Genomic DNA, 21,434 nt, shown 5'->3' with positions numbered 1-21,434 from the left:
AAAAAGGCCGGGTCGCCCCGGCCTTTTACGATAGCTGCTTCAAGTCGGCTCAGCGGCAGAGCTGGCGCGGGCCGTGATAGGGCTGGAACGTGCCGGAACGCGCATCGAACGAGCGATAGCGTGCCGCGCAATAGCGGTACCACTCGCCGCTCCACGGCCGCGGCGAGCCGTAGGCCGGCGCGACGCGATAGCGCGGCACCGGCTCGACATAGCGCGGCTGGCTGGCAATGGCGGCACCGAGGCCGAGCCCGACAATGCCGCCGATCACGGCTGCAGCGCCGGCATCGCCCCCGCGATAGCGACGGCCGCCGTAGTAGCGACGGTTGTTGTAGTAGCCGCGACCACCGCGATAGTGCCGGCCGCCCCGATAATGCCGACCGCCACGGTAGTGCCGACCGCCGCGCCAACCCGGATCAGCCTTGGCCGTGCTCACTCCGACCAGCGGGGATAGGGGCAGCGACGTGGTCGCGGGGGCAAAGGTCAGCGCCAGTGCCAGCGCCAATGACTTGAATGCCAGGGACTTGGGGAACTTCATGCCGGCCTCCTGCAGGAACGATATCGTTGGCTTAATTAATGCTCCGGCGGATGAATGGCTCCTGAACGACCGGATTCTCACGAAAGAGTGGTAACCGCGTGCCTCGACCGATCGCTCTTGCAAGGTTGGCGTCGCGCGACAAATGGGCCCACCCGGCGTTGTCGCCGGGCGACTTGGGGCCGGTTCGCCCGGCAGGAAGAGCGCATCATGCAACCGCCGACCCCGCACCTCGTCTATTTCGCCGATCCGATGTGCTCGTGGTGCTGGGGCTTTGCGCCGGTCGTGGACGCCATCGCGACCCGGCATCCTGATCTGCCGATCCGGCTGATCCTCGGCGGGCTGCGCCCGTTCACCGAGACGGCGATGGACGAGGCGGCCAAGGCGCGAACGCGCCGGCACTGGGAGCACGTCGCCGCGGCCTCCGGCCAGCCCTTCGATTTCGGCTTCTTCGAGCGCAGCGGCTTCGTCTACGACACCGAACCGGCCGCCCGCGCCGTCGTCACCGCGCGCCGGCTGCAGCCGGGCCGGGCCTTCGCGCTCAACCGAGCGATCGCCCACGCCTTCTACGCCGGCAATCGCGACGTGACCCAGGCCGACACGCTCGCCGATCTGGCCGAGGAGATCGGCTTCGACCGCGACGGCTTTCTCGCCGCGTTCGAGGAAGATGCGACCAAGGCTGAAACCCTGCAGGATTTCGCCACGGCCCAGCAGGCCGGCGTCACCGGCTTCCCGACGCTGCTGGCCGGGCCGCAGGCCGACGGCAGCTACCTTCCGGTCACGGTCGGCTACCAGGACCCCGAAGCGGTGCTGGCCCGGATCGGCATGTGGCTGGAGCATCAGCTGGAGGATGGGTGAGGGGCGGCGGGTCGCGGAGAAGACTACCCCTCTCTTGCGATTTCTATCGCTTAGGACCTGCGGCCCTAAGACGATGAAATCGCTTTCTCCCCCTCAAGGGCGGAGAGGGCGCACGGCATTTGCGGTGAGGCGCCCTCTCTCCCCTTGAGGGAGAGAAAGCCTTTTCGCGGTCTTGGGCCGAGGCCTGCCGAGGACCAAGTCGCAGAAAAGGCAAGAGAGGGGTGCGAGAACGTTGGCGCCGGGCCGGGCGGACCGCGGAGGAGAGAACCCCTCTCTTGCGATTTCTATCGGTTAGCCCCTCCGGTGCTAAGCCGATGAAATCGCTTTCTCCCCCTCAAGGGGGGAGAGGTTCGTGACCGCCGACCGCTACGCCCCTCGACCCGGTAAGGGCGGAGAGGGATCTCGCTCACACCGGCTCGACGAACCCCTCCAGCACGCGTTTCTGGCCGGCCTTGTCGAAGTCGACCGTCAGCTTGTTGCCCTCGATGTTGGCGACCGTGCCGTTGCCGAACTTGAGGTGGAAGACGCGGTCGCCTTCGGCGAAGCGGCTGGCGTCTGGGATGACGGATTTGGCCACCAGCTCGCCCTCGATCTCGCGCGGGCCGCCCTTGCTGGCGGAGGAATAGAGGCCGAAGCCCTGGCGCGGCGGCTGGTTGTGGCCGCGGCCGGCGCGGGCGGTGCCGCCTTCGCCGTAGTTGATCTCGCGGCTGCGTCCGCCCGACCAGCCGTCGCCGCCCCGACCGCTCTTGCCGGTGTTCGTGAAGCCGGCGTTGGCCGCCTGGGCCCGGCGCCAGCCGGGGGTGGTGTAGGCGGCTTCCTTGAAAGCCGAGGCGCCGTCCCAGCGTGAGGCGCCGTAGCCGCCATAGCCGCCGTAGGAGGTGTTGGCCTCCATCACCTCGACATGCGCCTCGGGCAGTTCGTCGAGAAAGCGCGAGGGAATGGTCGACTGCCAGAGCCCGTGGATGCGCCGGTTGGAGACGAACCAGATCTTCACCCGGCGCTTGCCGCGGGTGAGGCCGACATAAGCGAGCCGGCGCTCTTCCTCGAGGCCCGAGCGGCCGCCCTCGTCGAGCGAGCGCTGGTGCGGGAACAGACCCTCTTCCCAGCCGGGCAGGAACACGGTCTCGAACTCCAGCCCCTTGGCCGAATGCAGCGTCATGATCGAGACGGCGTCCATCTCGGCATTCTGCTCGGTGTCCATGACCAGCGCGACATGCTCGAGGAAGGAGGGCAGCGACTCGTACTGCTCCATCGAGCGGACGAGTTCCTTGAGGTTTTCCAGCCGTCCCGGCGCCTCGGCCGAGCGGTCGTTCTGCCACATCTCGGTGTAGCCGGATTCTTCCAGGATCTGCTCGGCGAGCTCGGTATGCTTGACGGTGGCGAGCAGCTCCGACCAGCGGCGGAAGTCCGAGACGACACGCCGCAGCGTGGCGCGGGGCTTGGGCTTCAGCTCCTCGGTCTCGGCCATCTCGCCGGCGGCGGCGATCAGCGGGACGGCTCTGGCCCGCGCGTAATCATGGACGAGCCGGATGGTGGCGTCGCCGAGCCCGCGCTTCGGCGTGTTGACGATGCGATCGAAGGCGAGGTCGTCGGCCGGCTGGCAGACGCAGCGGAAATAGGCCAGCGCGTCGCGCACCTCCATCCGCTCGTAGAAGCGTGGGCCGCCGATGACGCGGTAGTTGAGGCCCATGGTGACGAAGCGGTCCTCGAACTCGCGCATCTGGAACGAGGCGCGCACCAGGATCGCCATGTCGTTGAGATTGTGGTTCTCGCGGCGCTGCAGATCCTCGATCGCCTCGCCGATGGCGCGCGCCTCTTCTTCCGAGTCCCAGCCGGCATTGACCTCGACCTTGGGATCCTCCGGGTTGGCCGCGTCGGTGAACAGCGTCTTGCCGAGTCGATCCTCGTTATGGGCGATCAGATGAGAGGCGGCACCGAGGATGTGGGCGGTGGAGCGGTAATTGCGCTCCAGCCGGATGACCGTTGCGCCCGGAAAATCCTTGTCGAAGCGCAGGATGTTGTCGACCTCGGCGCCGCGCCAGCCATAGATCGACTGGTCGTCGTCGCCGACGCAGCAGAGATTGACGGTGGCGTAGCTGACGCCGGCATCGCTGCCTTTCGCCGACATCAGCGCCTGTGACTGGCCGATCTTGCCTGACGCGTCGTCCCGCTGCTTCGGGCGCTGGGCGAGGAGGCGCAGCCAGAGATACTGGGCGACGTTGGTGTCCTGGTACTCGTCGACGAGAATGTACTTGAAGCGGCGGTGGTACTCGGCGAGGACGTCGGGATGCGCCCGGAACAGGGCGATCGGGTGCATCAGCAAGTCGCCGAAATCGCAGGCGTTGAGGGCCATCAGCCGCGCCTGGTAGGCGGCGTAGAGCTCGCGGCCCTTGCCGTTGGCGAAGGCGCGGGCGTCGCCCTCGGGAATGTCCTTCGGCGTCAGGCCCTTGTTCTTCCAGCCATCCATCATGTTGGCGAAGGTGCGCGCCGGCCAGCGCTTGTCGTCGAGATTCTCGGCCTGGATCAGCTGCTTGATCAGCCGGATCTGGTCGTCGGTGTCGAGGATGGTGAAGTTCGACTTCAGCCCGACCAGCTCGGCATGGCGGCGCAGGATCTTCACGCCGATCGAGTGGAAGGTGCCGAGCCAGGGCATGCCCTCGACGGCGCCGCCGACCAAGAGGCCGACGCGGTTCTTCATCTCGCGCGCCGCCTTGTTGGTGAAGGTGACGGCGAGGATCTGCGACGGGAAGGCGAGGCCGAGATTGAGGATATGGGCGATGCGGGTGGTCAGCACCCGGGTCTTGCCGGTGCCCGCGCCGGCCAGCACCAGCACCGGCCCCTCGGTGGCTTCCACCGCCGCCCGCTGTTCCGGATTGAGCCCGGCGAGATAGTCCGGGGTGCGCGTGCCGCGGGCTGCCATGGCGCGTGCGGCAATGCCGCCGGTCGCCGCCGGTGCGGCCCGGCCTGATTCGTCAAAATCGGTCATCGTTCTTTATGTAATGGATGGGAGCGGGAACACTAGGGGAACGGCCCGTCGCCGGTCGATGCGCCGCGCCGCGCGGGCTTGGCGACCGGGTGTGCCACGGCTATCGTGAACGAGGTTCGCATGACCGGCGAGGCGCGAAGAAGGCCCGCAACACGCGGGATCGGCCGCGAGGAGATCCGCATGACCATGAAGATCACCCAGGCGATGATCGACGCCTATGACGAATATACGCATCTGACGCTCGACCGGCGCGGTTTCATGGCACGGCTCACCGGTCTTGCGGGATCCGCGGCGGCTGCTGCGGCGATCCTGCCGCTGATCGCGGCGTCGTCGGCACGGGCCACCATCGTCGATCCGCAGGATGGGCGGCTGTCGACGGTCTGGGCGCGTTTTCCCGCCGGCGACACCGAGATGCGCGCCTATGTCGCCAAGCCGGCGGACGGCGAGGGACCGTTCCCCGGCGTTCTCGTCATTCACGAAAATCGCGGCCTCAACGCGCATATCCAGGACGTGGCGCGGCGTCTGGCGCTGGAGGGCTTCATCGCCGTGGCGCCGGACTTCCTGTCGTCGGCGGGCGGCACCCCGCCGGACGAGGATGCGGCCCGCGAGATGATCGGCGCGCTCGACGCCGAGCGAACCGTGGCCGAGGCCGTCGGCTCCCGCGAATGGCTCGCCGCGATGCCGGGCTCGACCGGCAATGTCGGCGCGGTCGGGTTCTGCTGGGGCGGCGGGCTGGTCAACAGCCTGGCGGTGGCGGATCCGGCGCTTCTGGCGGGCGTCGCCTATTACGGCCGCCAGGCCGATTCGGCGGACGTGCCGGACATCGAGGCGGCGCTGCTGCTGCATTATGCCGGGCTCGACGAGCGCATCAATGCCGGGATCGAGCCCTATCGGGAAGCGCTGGAAGCGGCCGGCGTGACGCACACGATCCACGTCTATGACGGCGTCAACCATGCCTTCAACAACGACACGTCGGCGGCTCGTTACGACAAGGCAGCGTCCGACCTCGCCTTCGAGCGGACGGTGACGTTCCTCACGGCGCAATTGGCCGAAAACTGACCGGCCGCCGCCGATCGGCTTTGGCGGGTCGAAGGTCCCTCGGTGGCCTCATCGCAGCTTGCGGCGACATTGGGAGCGGCTTCCATTGAAAATTCATGATGTTGCCGGTTCAGGCAGGCTTGCTGCGATGTGGTAACGCGCACTTAATCGCCAGCGCGCACTTGATACCCGCTGACTTGCAATCTGACGGGAATCGCATGCTCGCCCACAAAAGACACCGGAAAGTCGGCTGGAGCCGCCCGTTCCGGACGGCGTTTGTCGCCCTGACGGCTGGCCTGCCCGGTGTCGCGCGGGCGATGGCCGGCGACAAGCCGACCGCTCAAAGCCTGACCGCTGCGGCCCGCGGCATCGATACGCTCCGGCGAGGGTGGTCCGCTTCAGCAATGACGACCCGTTACCGCACAAGATCGACGTGGAGTCGCCGGGCAAGGCGACCGGCGCGACCTTCACCGAGCCCGGCGTAGTCGAAGCGCTGTGCGGAATTCATCCGTCGATGAGCCTTCGGGTGGAAGTGGTTGAATAGAAAGATTCTCATGCCAGACCGGCATCCCATCACGCGTGCATCGGGTCGTCCATGTCGATCAAGCTGAAGCTGCTTCTCGGCTGTCTCTGCCTGACCATGGTGACCATCGGGCTCGGCGCCTTTGCGCTGAAATCGCAACGCGATCTGGGCGTCCTGGCCGAACGCATCTATGACGAGGCGCTCGTCTCGATGAGCCATCTGCGCTCGGCGCAGAACACGCTGCTGAAGCAGGAAGCGGTCTACCGGGTCTTGGCCAGGGTGGGCGCGGCGTCGGGCGGCGGGGCCTTGAGGCCGCTCTTGCCGCCGCAGCCGATGGCGGCCATCCTGCAGGATCTCCAGGTCGCGTCCGAGCGGGCCATTTCGCCCGCCGGAAAGGATCGGACGAACGAGATCCGCCGGCGAATGATCTTGCTGGCGAAGGCGCCGGCAACGATGCCGCCGGGGGCGATGTTGGAAGAACTCCGCGCGATCGACACGCAGCTCGACGTCGCGGTCGAGATATTCGCCGGCGACGGATACCGGTTCCGCCGAGAGGTGAGGGATCACATCGACGGTTCGGTGAGCGGCGCCGCAATCGCCTTGATCGGGGCGATCGCCATCGCCTTGCTGATCTCGCTGCTGCTGTCTCGCGCCATCGTTCCGCCGCTCAACCAGGCGGTTGCGATTGCCCGGTCGATCGCCGGCGGCAGGCTGGACAACGAGATCCGCCCGAGGGGCGTCAGCGAGACGTCGAAGCTCCTGACGGCACTGGCCTCGATGCAGGAAAGCATCTCGGAGAAGCTGCAGCGCATCCGCGACCTGATGGCGGCACAGGCCGACAGCTACAATGACCGCATCCTGCAGCAGCACGCCCGCTTCGACGCCGCCCTCAACAACATGTCGCAGGGCCTCTGCATGTTCGATGACACGCAGCGGCTGGTTGTCTTCAATCGTCGCTTCGTCCAGATGTTCGGCGGCATCCAGCTCGGGGTGGAGGCCAAGGACGTGCTGATCGACCCGGAGCTCAGCCATGTCCTCACCTCCCAGACCGAAGCGTCCTACAATCAGGAGCTGCCGGACGGGCGGATGATCGCCATTTCGCACCAGCCGATCGAGCGGGGCGGCTGGGTCGCCACCTTCGAGGACATCACGGAGCGGCATCACGCCGAGCTCAAGCTCAGCCACATGGCGACCCATGACGCCCTGACCGGCCTGCCGAACCGCGTCCGGTTCCGCGAGCGGCTGGAATCGGTCGTGCGCAAGCCGCACCGCGCGCGCCGCGTCGCGATCCTGTCGCTCGATCTCGACGGGTTCAAGGCCGTCAACGACACGCTCGGCCATCCGACCGGCGACAAGCTGCTCCAGGCCGCGGCCAAACGGCTGTGCGAGAGCGTCGGCAAGGACGACCTCGTGGCCCGCCTGGGCGGCGACGAGTTCGTCATCGTGCAGTCCGCCAGTCAGCCGGAAGTGGCGTCGGAAGCGCTGGCGCGGCGGATCATCGACGTGCTCAGCCGGCCCTTCGTGATCGAGGGTTCCGAGATCGTCGTCGGCGTCAGCATCGGCATCGTGCTGCCCGCCTACCTGCATGCCGCCGGCCCCGAACTGAATGTCGACGCGGTGATCAAGAATGCCGACCTCGCGCTCTACCGCGCCAAGGCAGAGGGGCGCAGCACCTGGCGCTTCTTCGAACGAGAGATGGATGCCGAACTGCAGGCGCGCCGCGCCATGGAGATCGATCTGCGCGCCGCGCTGGACCGGGGCGAACTCGAACTCTTCTACCAGCCCTTCGTCGATGTCGCCCGCCAGCGGATGTCGGGTTTCGAGGCGCTGATGCGATGGCGCCACCCGACCAAGGGCTTCGTTTCGCCGGCCGAGTTCATCCCGGTCGCCGAGGAGTGCGGCCTCATCCATGCCATGGGCGCCTGGGCACTCGAGACCGCCTGCGGCCAGGCGGCGGAGTGGCCGGAAGACCTCGCCGTGTCGGTCAACCTGTCGCCGGTGCAGTTCAAGAAGCCGGGTCTCGCCGACGACGTCGAGCGGGCGCTGGTCGCCTCGGGGCTTGCCCCGCAGCGACTGCAGCTCGAGGTGACGGAGTCGCTGCTGCTCCAGGATTCGGCGTCGGTCATCGCCACGCTCAACGGTTTCCGGGATCGGGGCGTCGGCATCTCGATGGACGATTTCGGCACCGGCTATTCCTCGCTCGGCTACCTCAACCGCTTCCCCTTCGACAAGATCAAGATCGACCAGTCCTTCGTGCGCACCATCGAGGCGAACGAGAGTCGCGCAATCATCCGGGCGGTGATCGGGCTCAGCCGGGCGCTGGACATAACGGTGATCGGGGAGGGCGTTGAAACACGCGAGCAGCGCGATGCACTGGTGTCGGAAGGCTGCACCGAGATGCAGGGCTATTACTTCAGCAAGCCGCGGCCTGCCAACGAGCTGGCGCAGGTGCTCATCGAGTTCGAGCGCCGGCACGAGGTGGCCGGTGGCCTGGAGCCGGACCGCGCGGGACGCCTTGCTCTGGCTGCGGTCTAGTTTCGGAGCGCAACGGCCCCGATAGCCTGCGGGACAGCGACCACCGACGTAGTCCCGGCCCGTGAGGCGTTGGTTTCAGACCTGCGTGCCACGAGACAGCCCGGTGATACGCGGGTTCGGTGTATCGAAGGCGAAGGCGAGGCCGGATGGGCGTATGACGACATGGCCGTGCCGGTCGTGGACGACGCCGGCGTGCACCCCAAAGCCGGCATCCTCGAGCTCCCGTTCGGCGCGCGCCGCACAGTCGAGCGTTCGCACGCGGCGATCGAGCGTCGCTAGAACGTATGCCGCCGCACCGACGATGACGACGGCCGCGAACCATGCGAGGCCGGCCGTGCCGAAGCCGAGGGCAGGGCCGGCGAGAAACAGCGCGGTGCCTCCCAGCGTGGCCGCCAGCACCTGACCGTCGCGTCGGGCGGTCTGCTGCCGGGATTCCTGCAGCCAGTAGAACCGGTCGACCAGGAGGCCCAGCCGCAGCGCCGCATCCGCTCTCGATTTGCCCACGCGATCCTCATCATTTGTGGCGAGCGGCGGCGATTAACGGAAGATTCATCAATTGTCGAATCGCGGCAGCCGTCCGGGAGCGGCTGCCGCCGACGGCAAAATTCGGCGGACGGGCACCTGCGGCCTTTGCGCCATGGAACGGCCCTGCTGCTATGGTTGGATCCTGCCGAATCCCCATCGCTTCGGTCCGTCGGGCGGAGGCTCCCCCCGCCGGTCAATCCTAACGCAGGGCACGCTCTTGTTCGACGTCGCGGCGATCATTCTCGTAGTGGCCAGCCTGCTGCTGATCGTCGCGGCGCTGCAGCCTGTCGCGGCTCGCTTCCAGCTGCCGTCGACCATCCTCCTGGCGGGCGTCGGCGTGGCGCTCGGCTTCGTCGCGGCGTTCCTGCTGCAGACGTCGGCCACCGACGCGTTCAACGGAATCGTCTCGCCGATCGTGAACCTGCCGGTCCGCTCCTCGATCTTCCTCTACGTGTTCCTGCCGCTGCTGCTCTTCCAGGCGTCGATCATGATCGACGTGCGGCGAGTGGTGGACGATGCGGTGCCGATCCTGGTGCTGGCGGTGCTCGCCGTGGTGCTGGCGGCGGCGGTGATCGGCTTCAGCCTCAACGTGCTGTTCGGCATCTCGCTGGTGGCCGCGCTGCTGCTCGGCTCCATCGTGGCGACGACCGATCCGGCGGCCGTCGTCGCGATTTTCCGCGAACTCGGCGCGCCGGCGCGGCTCACCCGGCTGGTGGAAGGCGAGAGCCTCCTCAACGACGCCGCCGCCATCGCACTGTTCTCGCTGCTCCTCACGGTCATCGTCTCCAACCAGCCGCTGGAGGCCTGGGACGGGCTCATGCGTTTCGGTGCAGCCTTTCTCGGCGGCGCGTTGGCGGGTTTCGTCGGCGGCTATGCGCTCAGCCTCGCTTTGCCGCTGATCGGCGGCATCCGCTCGGCCGAGGTCACGCTGACGCTCGGCGCCGTCTATACGATCTACATCCTGTCGGACCAGTTCTTCGGGGTCTCCGGCGTGGTGGCGGTCGTGGTCGCCGGCCTGGCCGTGTCCGCCATGGTCCCGGCGCGTATCGCGCCGAGCAACTGGCGCTATCTGCGCGACGTCTGGGAACAGATCGGCTTCTGGGCCGGATCGCTGGTCTTCCTGCTCGCCGCCATCCTGGTGCCGCGCATCCTTTCGGAGGTGCGGTTCCAGGATCTGCTCATCGTCCTGACGGCCGTCGCGGCAGCTCTCGCCGCCCGCGCCGTGGTCCTCTTCCTGGTGCTGCCGGCGCTCAGCGCCATCGGCGCCGCCCGGCCGGTCAGCCTGCCCTACAGCGTGACGATCTTCTGGGGTGGCCTGCGCGGCGCCGTTACGCTCGCGCTGGCACTCGTCGTCACCGAGAACGCCTTCGTCGAGCCGGAGCTGAAGCGCTTCGTCGCGGTGACAGCGACCGGCTTCGTGCTGTTCACGCTCTTCGTCAACGGCCTGACCCTGCACCGGGTGATCCACTGGCTGAAGCTCGACAGGCTTTCCCCGGTCGACAGCGCCGTGCGCAACCAGGTGCTCGCGTTGACCCTTGCCGAGGTTAAGGACACGCTGGAGCTGACGGCCCGGCGCTATGGCCTCAACACCGAGGCGAGTGGAGCGGTGATTGGTACCTACGGCTCGCGGATCGAGGAAGCATCAACTCTCGACATCGAGAAAGTGCTGACCGACCGGCAGCGGGTCACGCTGGGCCTGATCGCGCTCGCCACGCGGGAGAAGGAGCTGATCCTGCAGCATCACGGCCGGGGCACGATCGCCGTCGACGCGGTCGGGGCCATGCTCAGCCATGCCGAGCGCCTGGTCGAAGGGGCGCGGAGCGACGGGCGCGTCGGCTACAACCGGGCAGCCCGCGACAGCCTCGAATACGGCCGCGGCTTCCGCATCGCCTACGTCCTGCATTTCCGCTTCTCGATCGACCGCTTCCTGACGCGGCGGCTGATCCGCCGGTTCGAGACGCTGCTGGTTCTCAGTCTCCTGACGACGGAGCTGCTCGAATACATTCCGCAGCGTATCGCGCCGCTGCTCGGCGAGCGCATCGGCGCGATCCTCACCGAGATCGTCAAGAGCCGGAACGAGGCGGCGAACAATGCCCTGCAGGCGCTGCGCCAGCAGTATCCCGAATATGCGACGGCGGTGGAGGAGGAGTTCCTGTCGCAGCTGGGCGAGCAGCAGGAACTCAGCCATTTCGACGATCTGTTCGAAGAAGGCATCCTGGCGCTCGAGATCCACCAGGATCTTCGCCGCGCGGTACTGGTGCGCGGGCCGCTGCGGAAAAGAAAGCAGCTCGACCTGAAGTTGAACACGCTCGACATGATCCGCTCGCTCGAGATCTTCCGCCATCTCGACGAGAAGCGGGTGAAGCGGCTGGCGCGGCGCCTCAAGCCGCGGATCGTGCTGCCGGGCGGCTATCTCGCGCGCAAGGGCGATCTGCCGGCCGGCCTCTATTTCATCGCCTCGGGCGTCGTGGAGGTACGGCGCGAGGACCAGACCATCACGCTCGGGCAGGGCGAGTTCTTCGGCGAGATCGCGCTCCTGACGGGTCGGCCACGCGGCGCCGACGTCGTGGCGCTGACCTATTGCAACGTGCTGGTGCTTGCCGCGGAGGATTTCGACCGCTTCCTCAAGGCCTATCCGAAGGTGCGGGAAGAGATCGAGAAGACCGCCCTGCGCCGGGAAGAAGACAATGCCGGGCATCGCGTCGCTGCCGCCGAACGAGCCTCGGACAAGGCAGCCGACGAGACGCGGCGGGCAAAAAGCGAACTGGTGCCGGCCTCGGACTGAATTTTGCTGCCGTTATCCAGCGGAAGATGAAGGCGGTTTTTCGGGCCGTGAAAATGCCGTGGTGTCTGTTCACGTGCTCTTAGCGCCGAAATGCTATAGCCTGGGGTTGCAGAGACATTTCGTTTTGGCAAATCCAAGGAGATGGCCCGTGCAGATCAGCCCGTCGAGGGCGTTGATCGCGGCATGCGTGCTCGCGATGCTCACACCTGCACAAGCCGAGACGCTCGGGACACCGACCGGCGAAACCATCCTGACCGTCTCCGGCAAGATCGCATCGACCAATGTCGATGGCACGGCGCAGTTCGACCGCGCCATGCTCGAGGCGCTCGGCACCGTCAGCTTCGAGACGCGGACGCCCTGGCGCGACGGCGTCACGCGGTTCGAGGGCGTGCCGCTCGAAACGCTGATGACGGCGGTCGGCGCAAGCGGCGAGACCGTCACCGCGACGGCGCTGAACGACTACGTCACCGACATCCCGATCAGCGACTTTGCCCGGTTCGCCCCCATCGTCGCGCTCAAGCGGGACGGCGCATACATGACAGTGCGCGATCACGGTCCGCTCTTCATCGTCTATCCGTATGACAGCGATCCCGACCTGCAGAACCAGACCTATTTCAGTCGGTCCGCCTGGCAGCTCCGGACGCTGGTCGTCGAATAGGCGTGCCACAGGCAATGTCCCTCCGGACCCTGAAATGGTGCCTGGCAGCCACGGTCTGCTGCTTCGCGGCCGCGACCATCTATCTGTCCTACGTCATCGTCGAGCGGCAGACCGCCCTGCACAATGTCTCGCGCTACAATGCGGCGTGGACGGTCAGCCAGGGCGTCTCGGAATTCATGCGCCTCGAGCACCGGCTGGCGGCCTATGCGCTGCCCGGCCGGAACGTCAGCACGGATGAACTGCGATTGCGGCTCGACATCATGTTCAGCCGGCTCGACCTGTTCGAGAGCGAGTCCGAGTCGGTCGGGCATGAGCGCAGCCTGCGCCATTTCATCGAAAGCGATCCGTCCCACGCCGCCACGATCGGTAATCTGCGAGAGGCTCTGCAGGCCGTAGAGGTCCTGATCGCCAATCCGCCGGTCACTGTCGCGGATGCGACCGCAGCTTTGGCGATCCTCGAGCCACTCGATGCGCAACTGACGGCGCTGGCGGCGAAGGCCGCTTCCCACGGCGCCAGTCTTGCCGGCGAAGACCAGACGGCGCTGCAAAGACTTCACGGGCTGTTCACCGCGCTTGCCGTCGGCCTGATCCTCTGCGGCGTCGCGCTCATCGTCCTGCTGCTCAGCCAGAACGGGCTCCTGACGCGTGCCCAGGATCGCCTGCGCAACCTCGCCGATCGCCTGCAGGCGACGACACGCAGCCTGCAGGCGCAGAACGAACGCTTCGACGCGGCGCTGGAGAACATGTCCCAGGCGCTGTGCACCTTCGATCGCGGCGGCCGCCTCGCGGTGTTCAACGAGCGTTTCGCGGCCTTGACCGGCCTGCCGGAGGACGAACTCTCCGGCGCGACCACCGAAGAGATCATCGAACGCAGCGCCGTCGGGGCATACCCAACCGCATTCCAGCAAATCAGCACCCGGCAGCGGCCGCTGGTGAAGCAGAAGCGCGGCGCCCTTTTCACCCAGGAACTGGAGGACGGCAGGGCCTTTTCGGTATCCCACGAGCCGTTACCCGATGGCGGATGGCTCGCCACCTACGAGGACATCAGCGAACGGCGACGGGCCGAGGCGCGGATCGCCCACATGGCGCATCACGACCCGCTGACCGATCTGCCGAACCGCACGCTATTTCAGGAGCGCCTCGATGCCTCGCTCGCGCGATCGCAGGGCGAGGAAGGAAGGACAGCGGTTTTCCTGCTCGATCTGGACGGCTTCAAGGACGTCAACGATACGCTCGGACACCATGCCGGCGACGAGCTGCTCAAGGTCGTCGCCAAGCGACTGCAATCCAGCACGGGGGCGAAACGGATGGCGGCAAGGATCGGCGGTGACGAGTTCGCGGTGCTCGACGAGACCGCAGACGGAGCCGAAGCCAACCTCGAATTCGCCCGGCGCCTGATCGCCTTCCTGTCCTGTCCCTACGCCTTCGAAGGCAAGCAGATCGACATCGGCGTCAGTGTCGGGATCGCCGACCATGCCGAGGAGACAGGGCATCCAGACGACCTGTTGAAGCGCGCCGACCTGGCGCTCTACCAGGCCAAGGCCGACGGCAAGGGACGCGCGCGACTGTTCGAGCCGGCGATGGATGCCCATCTTCTGGTCCGCAAGGCCTTCGAAGCGGATCTTCGCGCCGCCCTGCAACGCGGCGAGATTTCAGTTCACTACCAGCCGCTGCTCGACACCGCGACGCGCAGCATCTGCGGCTACGAGGCGCTGATGCGGTGGCAACACCCGACGCGCGGATGGGTTTCGCCCGCCGAGTTCATCCCGGTTGCCGAAGACACCGGCCTGATCGACGCCCTGGGCGAATGGGTCATGCGGCATGCCTTGCAGGAGGCGGCCGGCTGGCCGGATCATTTCACGGTGGCGGTGAACCTGTCTGCTGTGCAGTTTCGCGGTGCCACGCTTTCTCGCATGGTGATGTCTGCACTGGCAGCGGCCGGCATCAGTCCGGGCCGGCTGCATCTGGAGATCACCGAATCGGTGCTGCTGGCGGCCAGCGAGCAGACCCTCTCGACGCTGCACCAGCTCAAGGAACTGGGCGTGCGGATCGCCATGGACGATTTCGGTACCGGCTATTCCTCGCTCAGCTATCTGCGGTGCTTCCCCTTCGACACGATCAAGATCGACCAGTCCTTTGTTCGCGACCTGAGCACTGGGCCCGAGGCCCTGTCCGTGGTGCAGCTGATCATCAGCCTGGGCGCCAGTCTCGGCATGGAGACCACCGCCGAGGGCGTCGAGACCGAGGCGCAATATGCCTGCCTGCAGGCGCTCGGCTGTACTCACATGCAGGGATACCTCTTTGGCCGCCCGAAGCCAGCCAGCGAACTGGGCCATGTCGGCGCCGGCATGCCGCAGGACGGCACGCCGGATTCCGGGCCATCGCAGACGTTGCTGGCCGGTCAAGGGCACTGAGCGCCGCGGGCGACTTTCCAGGGCTAGTCGCGCGCCATCGCGATGCTACGCCCCATACGGTCCGGCCGCGGCAGCTGCGCGTGTTCCGCCGCCATCGCCTTAATGCGCTCGTAGACATCCCCCGGGAAAGCTGCGGCCTTCGGTTTGTCGCCGCGCTGGTCGATCGAGAGGCTGAGACCTTCCAGCGTCGCGGCGCGCCAGCCGTCCTCGTGCAGCATCTCCTGGAAGATGTGCAGGCGCTTGGCGTCGAGTCCGACGATCTGCGCGGTGACCCTGACGAGCGAACCCGGCGGCACCTCGCGCAGGTAGCAGACGTGGGTCTCGACCGAGTAGGTGGTCATGCCGCGTGCCGCGCGATACGCCTCGCCCAGCCCGACGGCATCGAACAGGCCGTCGATGCCCCGGTCGAACAGCACGTGGTAGTAGGCGAGGTTGAGATGGCCGTTATAGTCGATCCACGCCGGCTCCAGGGCCATGAGGTCCGAGCGGAACGGGGCGGGGAGGCTTTCGGTCATCGCGGTCTCGCATTGTCGGGTCGTCGTCCTACCCGCTAGAAGCCAGAGGCGGGGCGTTGCGGCAAGCGGCCTCGGCCGATACGCAGAACTGGCGACGGAGGAAGAAACCATGGCGCTTCAGGACATACTCGCCGAACGGCCGGTCAAGCGGGGCGGGATCGGCAGTGCCGTCGCCATCCTGCGGCAGCGATTCGGCGAGCGGCTGGTCACAGGCGAAGATGTGCGGCGGGCGCACGCCCACTCCACCACCTACCTGCCGAACCAGATGCCGGATGCAGTGGTGTTCGCCGAGACCGAGGCGGAGGTGCAGGAGATCGTGCGGATCTGCGGCGACCACGCGACACCGATCGTCGCCTTCGGCACCGGTTCGTCACTGGAAGGCCACATCAACGCGCCGCAAGGCGGCATCTCGCTCGATCTCTCGCGCATGGACAAGGTGCTGGCGGTGCACCCCGAAGATCTCGACTGCGTCGTCGAGCCGGGTGTAACCCGCGAGGCGCTGAACGCGTATCTGCGCGACACCGGGCTGTTCTTCCCGATCGACCCGGGCGCCAATGCCAGCCTCGGCGGCATGGCGGCGACGCGGGCGTCGGGCACCAACGCGGTGCGCTACGGCACGATGCGCGACAACGTCATCGGCCTGACGGCGGTGATGGCCGACGGGCGCGTCATTCGGACTGCAAGGCGCGCCAAGAAGACCTCCGCCGGCTACGACCTGACGCGGCTCCTTGTCGGCTCGGAAGGCACGCTCGGCATCATCACCAGCCTGAACCTGAAGCTCTACGGCATCCCGGAGACGATCCTTGCCGGCGTTTGCCCGTTTCCGGACGTCGACAGCGCCTGCAATGCGGTGATCCAGACGATCCAGCTTGGCCTGCCGGTCGCCCGCATCGAGCTGCTCGACACCCAGTCGATGCAGGCGACGATCACCTATGCGCAGCTCGACCTCGAGGCACGGCCTTCTCTGTTTCTGGAGTTCCACGGCTCTCCTGCCGGGGTGGCCGAACAGGCGGAACTCTTCGCGGCGATCGCCGCCGAACATGGCGGCGGACCGTTCCGCAGCGCCGAGCGGGCCGAGGACCGGGCGAAACTGTGGAAGGCCCGGCACGACCTCTACTGGGCGGCGCAGGGGCTGCGGCCGGGGGCGAAGGCGATCGCCACGGACGTCTGCGTGCCGATCTCGCGGCTCGCCGAATGCATTGCCGAGACCCAGGCCGACATCGAGGCGTCCGGGCTGCTGGCGCCGATCGTCGGCCATGTCGGTGACGGCAACTTCCACACGACGCTGCTGCTCGACGTCGCCGATCCGCGCGAGATCGCGGCGGCGGAAGGGTTCATGGCCCGGCTGGCCGAGCGAGCCGTCGCCATGGATGGCACCTGCACCGGCGAACACGGCGTCGGCCAGGGCAAGCGAGCCTATCTGCGCCGCGAACTCGGCGATGCGGTCGACGTGATGCGGGCCATCAAGATGGCCCTCGATCCGAAGGATATTCTCAACCCCGGCAAGATCTTACCCTGATCTATTCGGGTTCTTGGCCTCGACAGGGCCGGTCTGTTCCGGTCATGGTTGCACGGCAGCAAAGCCTGCCAGCCACGGCGGGTCAGGGCAGGGCAAGCGCAGGCGGCGATCATCGCCCGCGCAGCTGAGACGGCGAGCGATCGCGCGCGATCCAAGCAACTGAAGAAAGGAGCCGAAACCTGGTCAGAGCCTTCGTCTTCTTCGGTGGTCTGCTGGTGCTCGCGCTGGTGGCGGCGCTCGTGGCACCGATCTTCATCGACTGGACCGCCTATCGTGCCGATTTCGAGCGTGAGGCCTCGGCGATCCTCGGCCGGGACGTCGTCGTGCGCGGCGATGCGTCGGCGCGCCTGCTGCCGTTTCCCTCGGTGACCTTCGAGGACGTCGAGGTGAGGAGCGAGGCCGGCGCACCCCTGATGACGGTCGATCGCTTCCGGATGGACGCCGAACTCGCGCCCTATCTGTCGGGCGAGATCTTCATCTATTCGATGACCCTCGACCGGCCGCAGCTTCGCCTGCCGATCCGGCCGGATGGCGGCGTCGACCTGGTGGTGGCGAAGCCGGCAATCCCGTCCGGCGCGACGGTCGTTCTCGACAATGTCTCGATCAATGACGGGACGGTGGTCATCGAGCAGGGTTCGACCGGCCGCCGCCACGAGCTCGCCGACCTCAACGCCACGCTGTCGGCCACGTCGCTGGCGGGTCCCCTCGACGGACGCGGCACGTTCCGCACGAATGGCCAGACGGTCGCATTCGGCGTCTCGACCGGAACCCTGCAGGCGGATGGCGGGCTGCCGCTGCATGTCGAGGTCGCCAACGGTTCGCTCGCCGCGGAGATCGTCCTCGACGGGGCGGCGCGCATGGAAGCGGGCCTGCCGCGCTTCGAGGGCACGGCGCGGCTGACCCGGCCGTGGCAGCCGCCCGAAGCAGCGGTCGCCGGAGCGAACGACCCGTTCCAGCCGGCCGTGGTGGCGGAGACCGAAATGGCCGTTGCTGCGACGCTGCCGCTGCGCGCCACCGGCGCGATCACGCTATCGCCGAGCACCGCCGCGTTCACGGACATCCGGCTGCAGGCGGGCAGCAGCGAGCAGCCTTATCTCCTGACCGGCGAAGGCCGGCTGAGCTTTGCCGGTGTGCCGCGCTTCTCGCTGGCGCTGGAGGGCGAGCAGGTCAATGTCGACCAGGTCGCCAGCGAGGCGGGTGCCGCGGCGTCGGAAGCGGCGCCGGCGCTGGCCCTTGCCCAGCGGGTCGAGGCGATGCGGCGGGTGCTGGCGGAGATTCCCCGGCCGGGCATGGCGGGGACCATCGAGATCAGCCTGCCGGTTGTGGTGGCCGGTGACACCACGATCCGCGACGTCGCCTTTGCTGCGAGTCCGACGGCGGACGGTTGGGCGTTGCCGCGCTTTACCGCCGAGCTGCCGGGCCGCACGCGGCTCGAGGCGGACGGCATCGTCGGCCTCGACGAAGCCTTCAGCTTTCGCGGCGATCTGCTGCTTGCCTCGCAGCAGCCATCGGGCTTTGCCGACTGGCTGAGCGGCGCTGTCGATCCGGCGATCCGCACGCTCGGCCGTGCCGGCCTGTCGGCCAGTGCCGAGCTGACGACCGAGCGGCAGGTCTTCGAGGATCTCGAGATCGACATTGGCGGCGACCAGCTGGCCGGACGTCTGGAGCGCTCGAGGACCGGGGAGGAAACGACCATCGCCGCCGACCTCTCTGGCGGCGCGGTCAATCTCGACGCACTGCAGGCGCTGTCGCGGCTGCTCACCGGCAGCGCCGACTCGCTCGCCACCGCCAACCGCTTCGACGTGTCGCTGAATGCCGGTCCCGTCAGCTATGCGAACGCCGCGGCGGACCGGATCGAGGCGGACGTCGTCTATGACGGCGAGACGCTCGCCGTCGAGACGCTGGACGTCTCCGGGCTTGCCGGCGCATCGCTGACCGCCGCCGGCCGACTGACCGATCTGACCGGCGCTGCGGCCGGCGAGCTTGCCGTCACCCTGGCATCCGATGCGCCGGAAGAGTTCATCGGCCTGCTTCAGACGCGCTTTCCGGGCGTGCCGCTGCTCGAAGCGCTCGGACGCCGCGCCGATCGGCTGGCGCCAATTGCGCTGGCCGGCGAAGTCCGCACGATCGAAGGCGGCGATGGCGGCCGGCCCACCCTTTTCGTCCGCCTCGACGGCACTGCCGACGGCACCAAGATCGATCTGTCCTCCGCCATCGAGAACGGACTTTACGCGCGCCAGGAAAGCGGCCGGTTCGGCGTCGACCTGCGGCTGGAGAACGACCGGCCGACCGTGTTGCTGGAGCAACTCGGCATAGCAGCCATCGATATCGCTGCGCCGTCGCCGCTGGAGGCGGAACTGTCGCTCTCGGCGGCAGCAACGGGGCCGGTCGTCACCACCGCGACGCTGCGGGCGCCGGGCAGCGAAATCAGCTTCGACGGGGTCGTCGAGGTCACCCCGGCCGGGATCAACGGCGTCGAGGCGTCGGTGTATATCGAGAGCGAGGACGCGTCGCCATGGCTGCTGACGACCGGCGTCGACCTCGCCCAGGGTCTTGCCTCGGTCCCGCTCGATGTCAGTGGCGGCATCGTGTACGGCGGGGGTGACTGGGCCTTGAACGCCGTGTCGGGCACCGTCGCCGGCACCGATATCGGCGCGAACCTGGCAAAGGCGGACGGTGGGGCTTTCACCGGTAACGTCCGATTCGGCAGCCTGTCGCTGCCGTGGCTCGCGGAACTCGTCTATGGACGCGGGATCGACGAAGGCAGCAGCGAAGCCCGCTGGCCGAGCACCGCCTTTGGCCCGAGCCGGTTGCCGGAGGCCTCGTTCCAGGTCGCGCTTCAGAGCGATTTTCTCGATCTCGGCGGTCCGGTCCTGGCCGATTTCTCCGCGACGGTCGCCGGATCGTCCGGCACGCTCACCCTCGACGAGGCGGCCGCTACCGGCCTCGGAGGCAAGCTCGAAGGACGCCTCGAACTGCGCAACGCCGCCGGCATCGGCGGCCTTTCGCTGGAAGCCCGCTCGGACGACATCGATCTCGAAACGCTCTGGCCGGCGCTCGTTGCCGGAGAAAGCGATGCAACGCTCGGCGGCGAGATCCGGATCGAGGGAACCGGCCAGTCCTATGCCGCGATGGCCTCGGGCCTGACAGGGGCAGGGCGGGTGACCGCCCGCGACATCGCGTTGCCGAACATCCCCGAGACGGTGCTTCCCCCGCTGCTCGCGGCGGCGGATGCGGAGGGGTTCGCGCCCGAAGACGACACGGACGAGGCGCTTACCGCGCTGTCCGCCGGGCAGCGCTTCCGCGCCGACGAACTGGCGACGGAGTTTTCCGTCGCGGCCGGCACCGTCCGCTTTGCCCCCGTCACCTTGCGCCAGGGCGAGGCGACGCTGTCGCTGGCCGGCAGTCTCGATCTTGCGGCGCTGACGGTCGCGGGCGATCTTTCGCTGCTGGTCGATGCCGGCGACGACCGGGTGGCCGGCGCCGACCCTTCGATCGCCTATTCGCTGGACGGACCGCTGGCGGCGCCCGCCCTGTCGATCGATACCGCGGCGCTCACCAACTATCTGTCGGTGCGGGCACTCGAGCGCGAGCAGGCGCGGGTCGAGGCGATGCAGGAGAATTTGCAGGAGCGGCTGCGCCTGCGCCGCGAGGCGCGGTTCTATCGCTGGCAGGAGGCCGAGGCAGCACGGGTCGCCGAAGAGCGCCGACAGGCGGAAGAGGAAGCCGAGCGCCAGCGTGCCGAAGCGGCGGCAGAGGCCGAAAGGCAGGCCGCGGCCGAGGCTGCGGCGGCAGCTGCAGCGGCCGAGGCAGCCGCCGCAGCAGCTTCGGAAGCTGAAACCGAGCGGCAGCGAGCGGCGGAGACGGCCCGGCAGCGCGAGGCGGAGGCAGCAGCCGCGGCCGAGCAGCAGCGCCGGCAGGCGCCGGAGCCGGCCGCGCCCCAGCCGCCGGCTGCAGCCGGGCAGGCGCTCGATTTCGACCGCCCGCTGTCGGGGGCGCCACCGCCGGAGGACGACGACAATTTCCTGCCCGGTGTGCAGGATCCGCTGCGCTTCTGATTATGGGATTTTAGCGATCCGGGGCTTCAGCCTTCGAGACGGGCCAGCGCCTCGTCGAGGATGAACAGCCTTATGGCGGAGGAAAGATTGGTACCGGGCCGACGGGCCGCGTCGATCTCGGCGATCTGCGCCGCCAGTGACAGGCCGCGCTCCCCGGCGATGATCCGCAATCGTTCCCAGAACCGGTCCTCGACACTGATCGAGGTGGCGTGGCCCCGGATCGATACGGACCGCTTGGTGATCATTGCGGTGGCGGCTCCTCGGCCGCCGGGTCGTCAGGGGAGGTCGAAGATGCCGGCCGAGAAGTCCGTTCCGGCGCGAGCGCCGCGCCGTCCAGCGCGCGCGCCTGCCGCGCGGCCTCGATCCGGGCCGTCTGGCGCAAAGCCTTCGGCATGCCGTGGCGCACGCGGTTGTCCTCGGCCTGACGTTCGGCCGCCAGCCTCTGGCGATCCTTGCGGGCGCGCCGGAGGTTGACGATATCGGCCATC

Annotated in this window: 15 protein-coding genes; 9 read left to right on the top strand and 6 right to left on the bottom strand. The window is 67.8% G+C overall.

What is annotated here, in order from left to right; translation table 11 throughout:
- Positions 1 to 49: 49 nt before the first annotated feature.
- On the bottom strand, positions 50 to 535 hold the full coding sequence (locus GTW51_RS02255; RefSeq protein ID WP_163042233.1) for a BA14K family protein: 486 nt from the start codon (positions 533 to 535) through the stop codon (positions 50 to 52).
- 207 nt (positions 536 to 742) lie between these two features.
- Here GTW51_RS02255 and GTW51_RS02250 point away from each other — a divergent pair, with 207 nt between their 5' ends.
- Entirely contained in the window at positions 743 to 1,390 is a 648-nt protein-coding gene (locus GTW51_RS02250) for a DsbA family protein (protein WP_163042232.1), read from the top strand.
- Positions 1,391 to 1,796: 406 nt separating this feature from the next.
- Here the strand turns inward: GTW51_RS02250 and GTW51_RS02245 are convergent, their stop codons facing one another.
- Entirely contained in the window at positions 1,797 to 4,376 is a 2,580-nt protein-coding gene (locus GTW51_RS02245; RefSeq protein WP_163042231.1) for an ATP-dependent helicase, read from the bottom strand.
- A 180-nt stretch (positions 4,377 to 4,556) separates the two neighbouring features.
- Between GTW51_RS02245 and GTW51_RS02240 the strand changes: the two genes are divergently transcribed.
- From GTW51_RS02240 to GTW51_RS02230, 3 genes are all read left to right on the top strand, one after another.
- Positions 4,557 to 5,435, top strand: coding sequence for a dienelactone hydrolase family protein (locus GTW51_RS02240; protein ID WP_163042230.1), 879 nt, complete (start codon positions 4,557 to 4,559; stop codon positions 5,433 to 5,435).
- A 367-nt stretch (positions 5,436 to 5,802) separates the two neighbouring features.
- Complete coding sequence (locus tag GTW51_RS02235; RefSeq protein ID WP_163042229.1) at positions 5,803 to 5,958, top strand: cupredoxin domain-containing protein; 156 nt, start codon at positions 5,803 to 5,805, stop codon at positions 5,956 to 5,958.
- A 51-nt stretch (positions 5,959 to 6,009) separates the two neighbouring features.
- Positions 6,010 to 8,472 carry a putative bifunctional diguanylate cyclase/phosphodiesterase gene (locus tag GTW51_RS02230; protein WP_163042228.1) on the top strand — a complete coding sequence of 821 codons (2,463 nt, stop codon included), beginning with the start codon at positions 6,010 to 6,012 and terminating at the stop codon, positions 8,470 to 8,472.
- A 75-nt stretch (positions 8,473 to 8,547) separates the two neighbouring features.
- Here the strand turns inward: GTW51_RS02230 and GTW51_RS02225 are convergent, their stop codons facing one another.
- Positions 8,548 to 8,976 carry a hypothetical protein gene (locus tag GTW51_RS02225; RefSeq protein ID WP_163042227.1) on the bottom strand — a complete coding sequence of 143 codons (429 nt, stop codon included), beginning with the start codon at positions 8,974 to 8,976 and terminating at the stop codon, positions 8,548 to 8,550.
- 238 nt (positions 8,977 to 9,214) lie between these two features.
- Here GTW51_RS02225 and GTW51_RS02220 point away from each other — a divergent pair, with 238 nt between their 5' ends.
- The 3 genes from GTW51_RS02220 (at position 9,215) to GTW51_RS02210 (ending at position 14,854) form a co-directional block, all read left to right on the top strand.
- Positions 9,215 to 11,782, top strand: a complete 2,568-nt coding sequence (locus GTW51_RS02220; protein ID WP_163042226.1) for a cation:proton antiporter — start codon at positions 9,215 to 9,217, stop codon at positions 11,780 to 11,782.
- A 154-nt stretch (positions 11,783 to 11,936) separates the two neighbouring features.
- Positions 11,937 to 12,440 (top strand): oxidoreductase, encoded by a 504-nt coding sequence (locus GTW51_RS02215; protein WP_163042660.1) that lies wholly within the window; start codon positions 11,937 to 11,939, stop codon positions 12,438 to 12,440.
- A gap of 14 nt (positions 12,441 to 12,454) precedes the next feature.
- Entirely contained in the window at positions 12,455 to 14,854 is a 2,400-nt protein-coding gene (locus tag GTW51_RS02210; protein ID WP_163042225.1) for a putative bifunctional diguanylate cyclase/phosphodiesterase, read from the top strand.
- Positions 14,855 to 14,877: 23 nt separating this feature from the next.
- On the opposite strand, the gene GTW51_RS02205 is transcribed toward GTW51_RS02210, so the two are convergent.
- Positions 14,878 to 15,369, bottom strand: a complete 492-nt coding sequence (locus tag GTW51_RS02205) for a thioesterase family protein (RefSeq protein WP_163042224.1) — start codon at positions 15,367 to 15,369, stop codon at positions 14,878 to 14,880.
- Positions 15,370 to 15,478: 109 nt separating this feature from the next.
- Between GTW51_RS02205 and GTW51_RS02200 the strand changes: the two genes are divergently transcribed.
- Both GTW51_RS02200 and GTW51_RS02195 read left to right on the top strand, forming a co-directional pair.
- Positions 15,479 to 16,888, top strand: a complete 1,410-nt coding sequence (locus GTW51_RS02200; RefSeq protein WP_163042223.1) for an FAD-binding oxidoreductase — start codon at positions 15,479 to 15,481, stop codon at positions 16,886 to 16,888.
- A gap of 149 nt (positions 16,889 to 17,037) precedes the next feature.
- Positions 17,038 to 20,946, top strand: a complete 3,909-nt coding sequence (locus GTW51_RS02195) for an AsmA family protein (RefSeq protein WP_343033904.1) — start codon at positions 17,038 to 17,040, stop codon at positions 20,944 to 20,946.
- Between the two features lie 26 nt (positions 20,947 to 20,972).
- Here GTW51_RS02195 and GTW51_RS02190 read toward each other — a convergent pair whose 3' ends face one another.
- Both GTW51_RS02190 and GTW51_RS02185 read right to left on the bottom strand, forming a co-directional pair.
- Positions 20,973 to 21,191: a ribbon-helix-helix domain-containing protein gene (locus GTW51_RS02190; protein WP_163042221.1), complete on the bottom strand. Its 219-nt coding sequence runs from the start codon at positions 21,189 to 21,191 to the stop codon at positions 20,973 to 20,975.
- Positions 21,188 to 21,433 (bottom strand): DUF4169 family protein, encoded by a 246-nt coding sequence (locus GTW51_RS02185; RefSeq protein ID WP_163042220.1) that lies wholly within the window; start codon positions 21,431 to 21,433, stop codon positions 21,188 to 21,190. Before GTW51_RS02185 ends, GTW51_RS02190 begins: the two co-directional genes overlap by 4 nt.
- Position 21,434 lies beyond the last annotated feature (1 nt).

The organism is Aurantimonas aggregata (assembly GCF_010500835.1).
Classification (GTDB): Bacteria; Pseudomonadota; Alphaproteobacteria; order Rhizobiales; family Rhizobiaceae; genus Aurantimonas; species Aurantimonas aggregata.
Note: the sequence above shows the minus strand (reverse complement) of the source record. Positions and strands in the feature narration are given on the sequence as shown.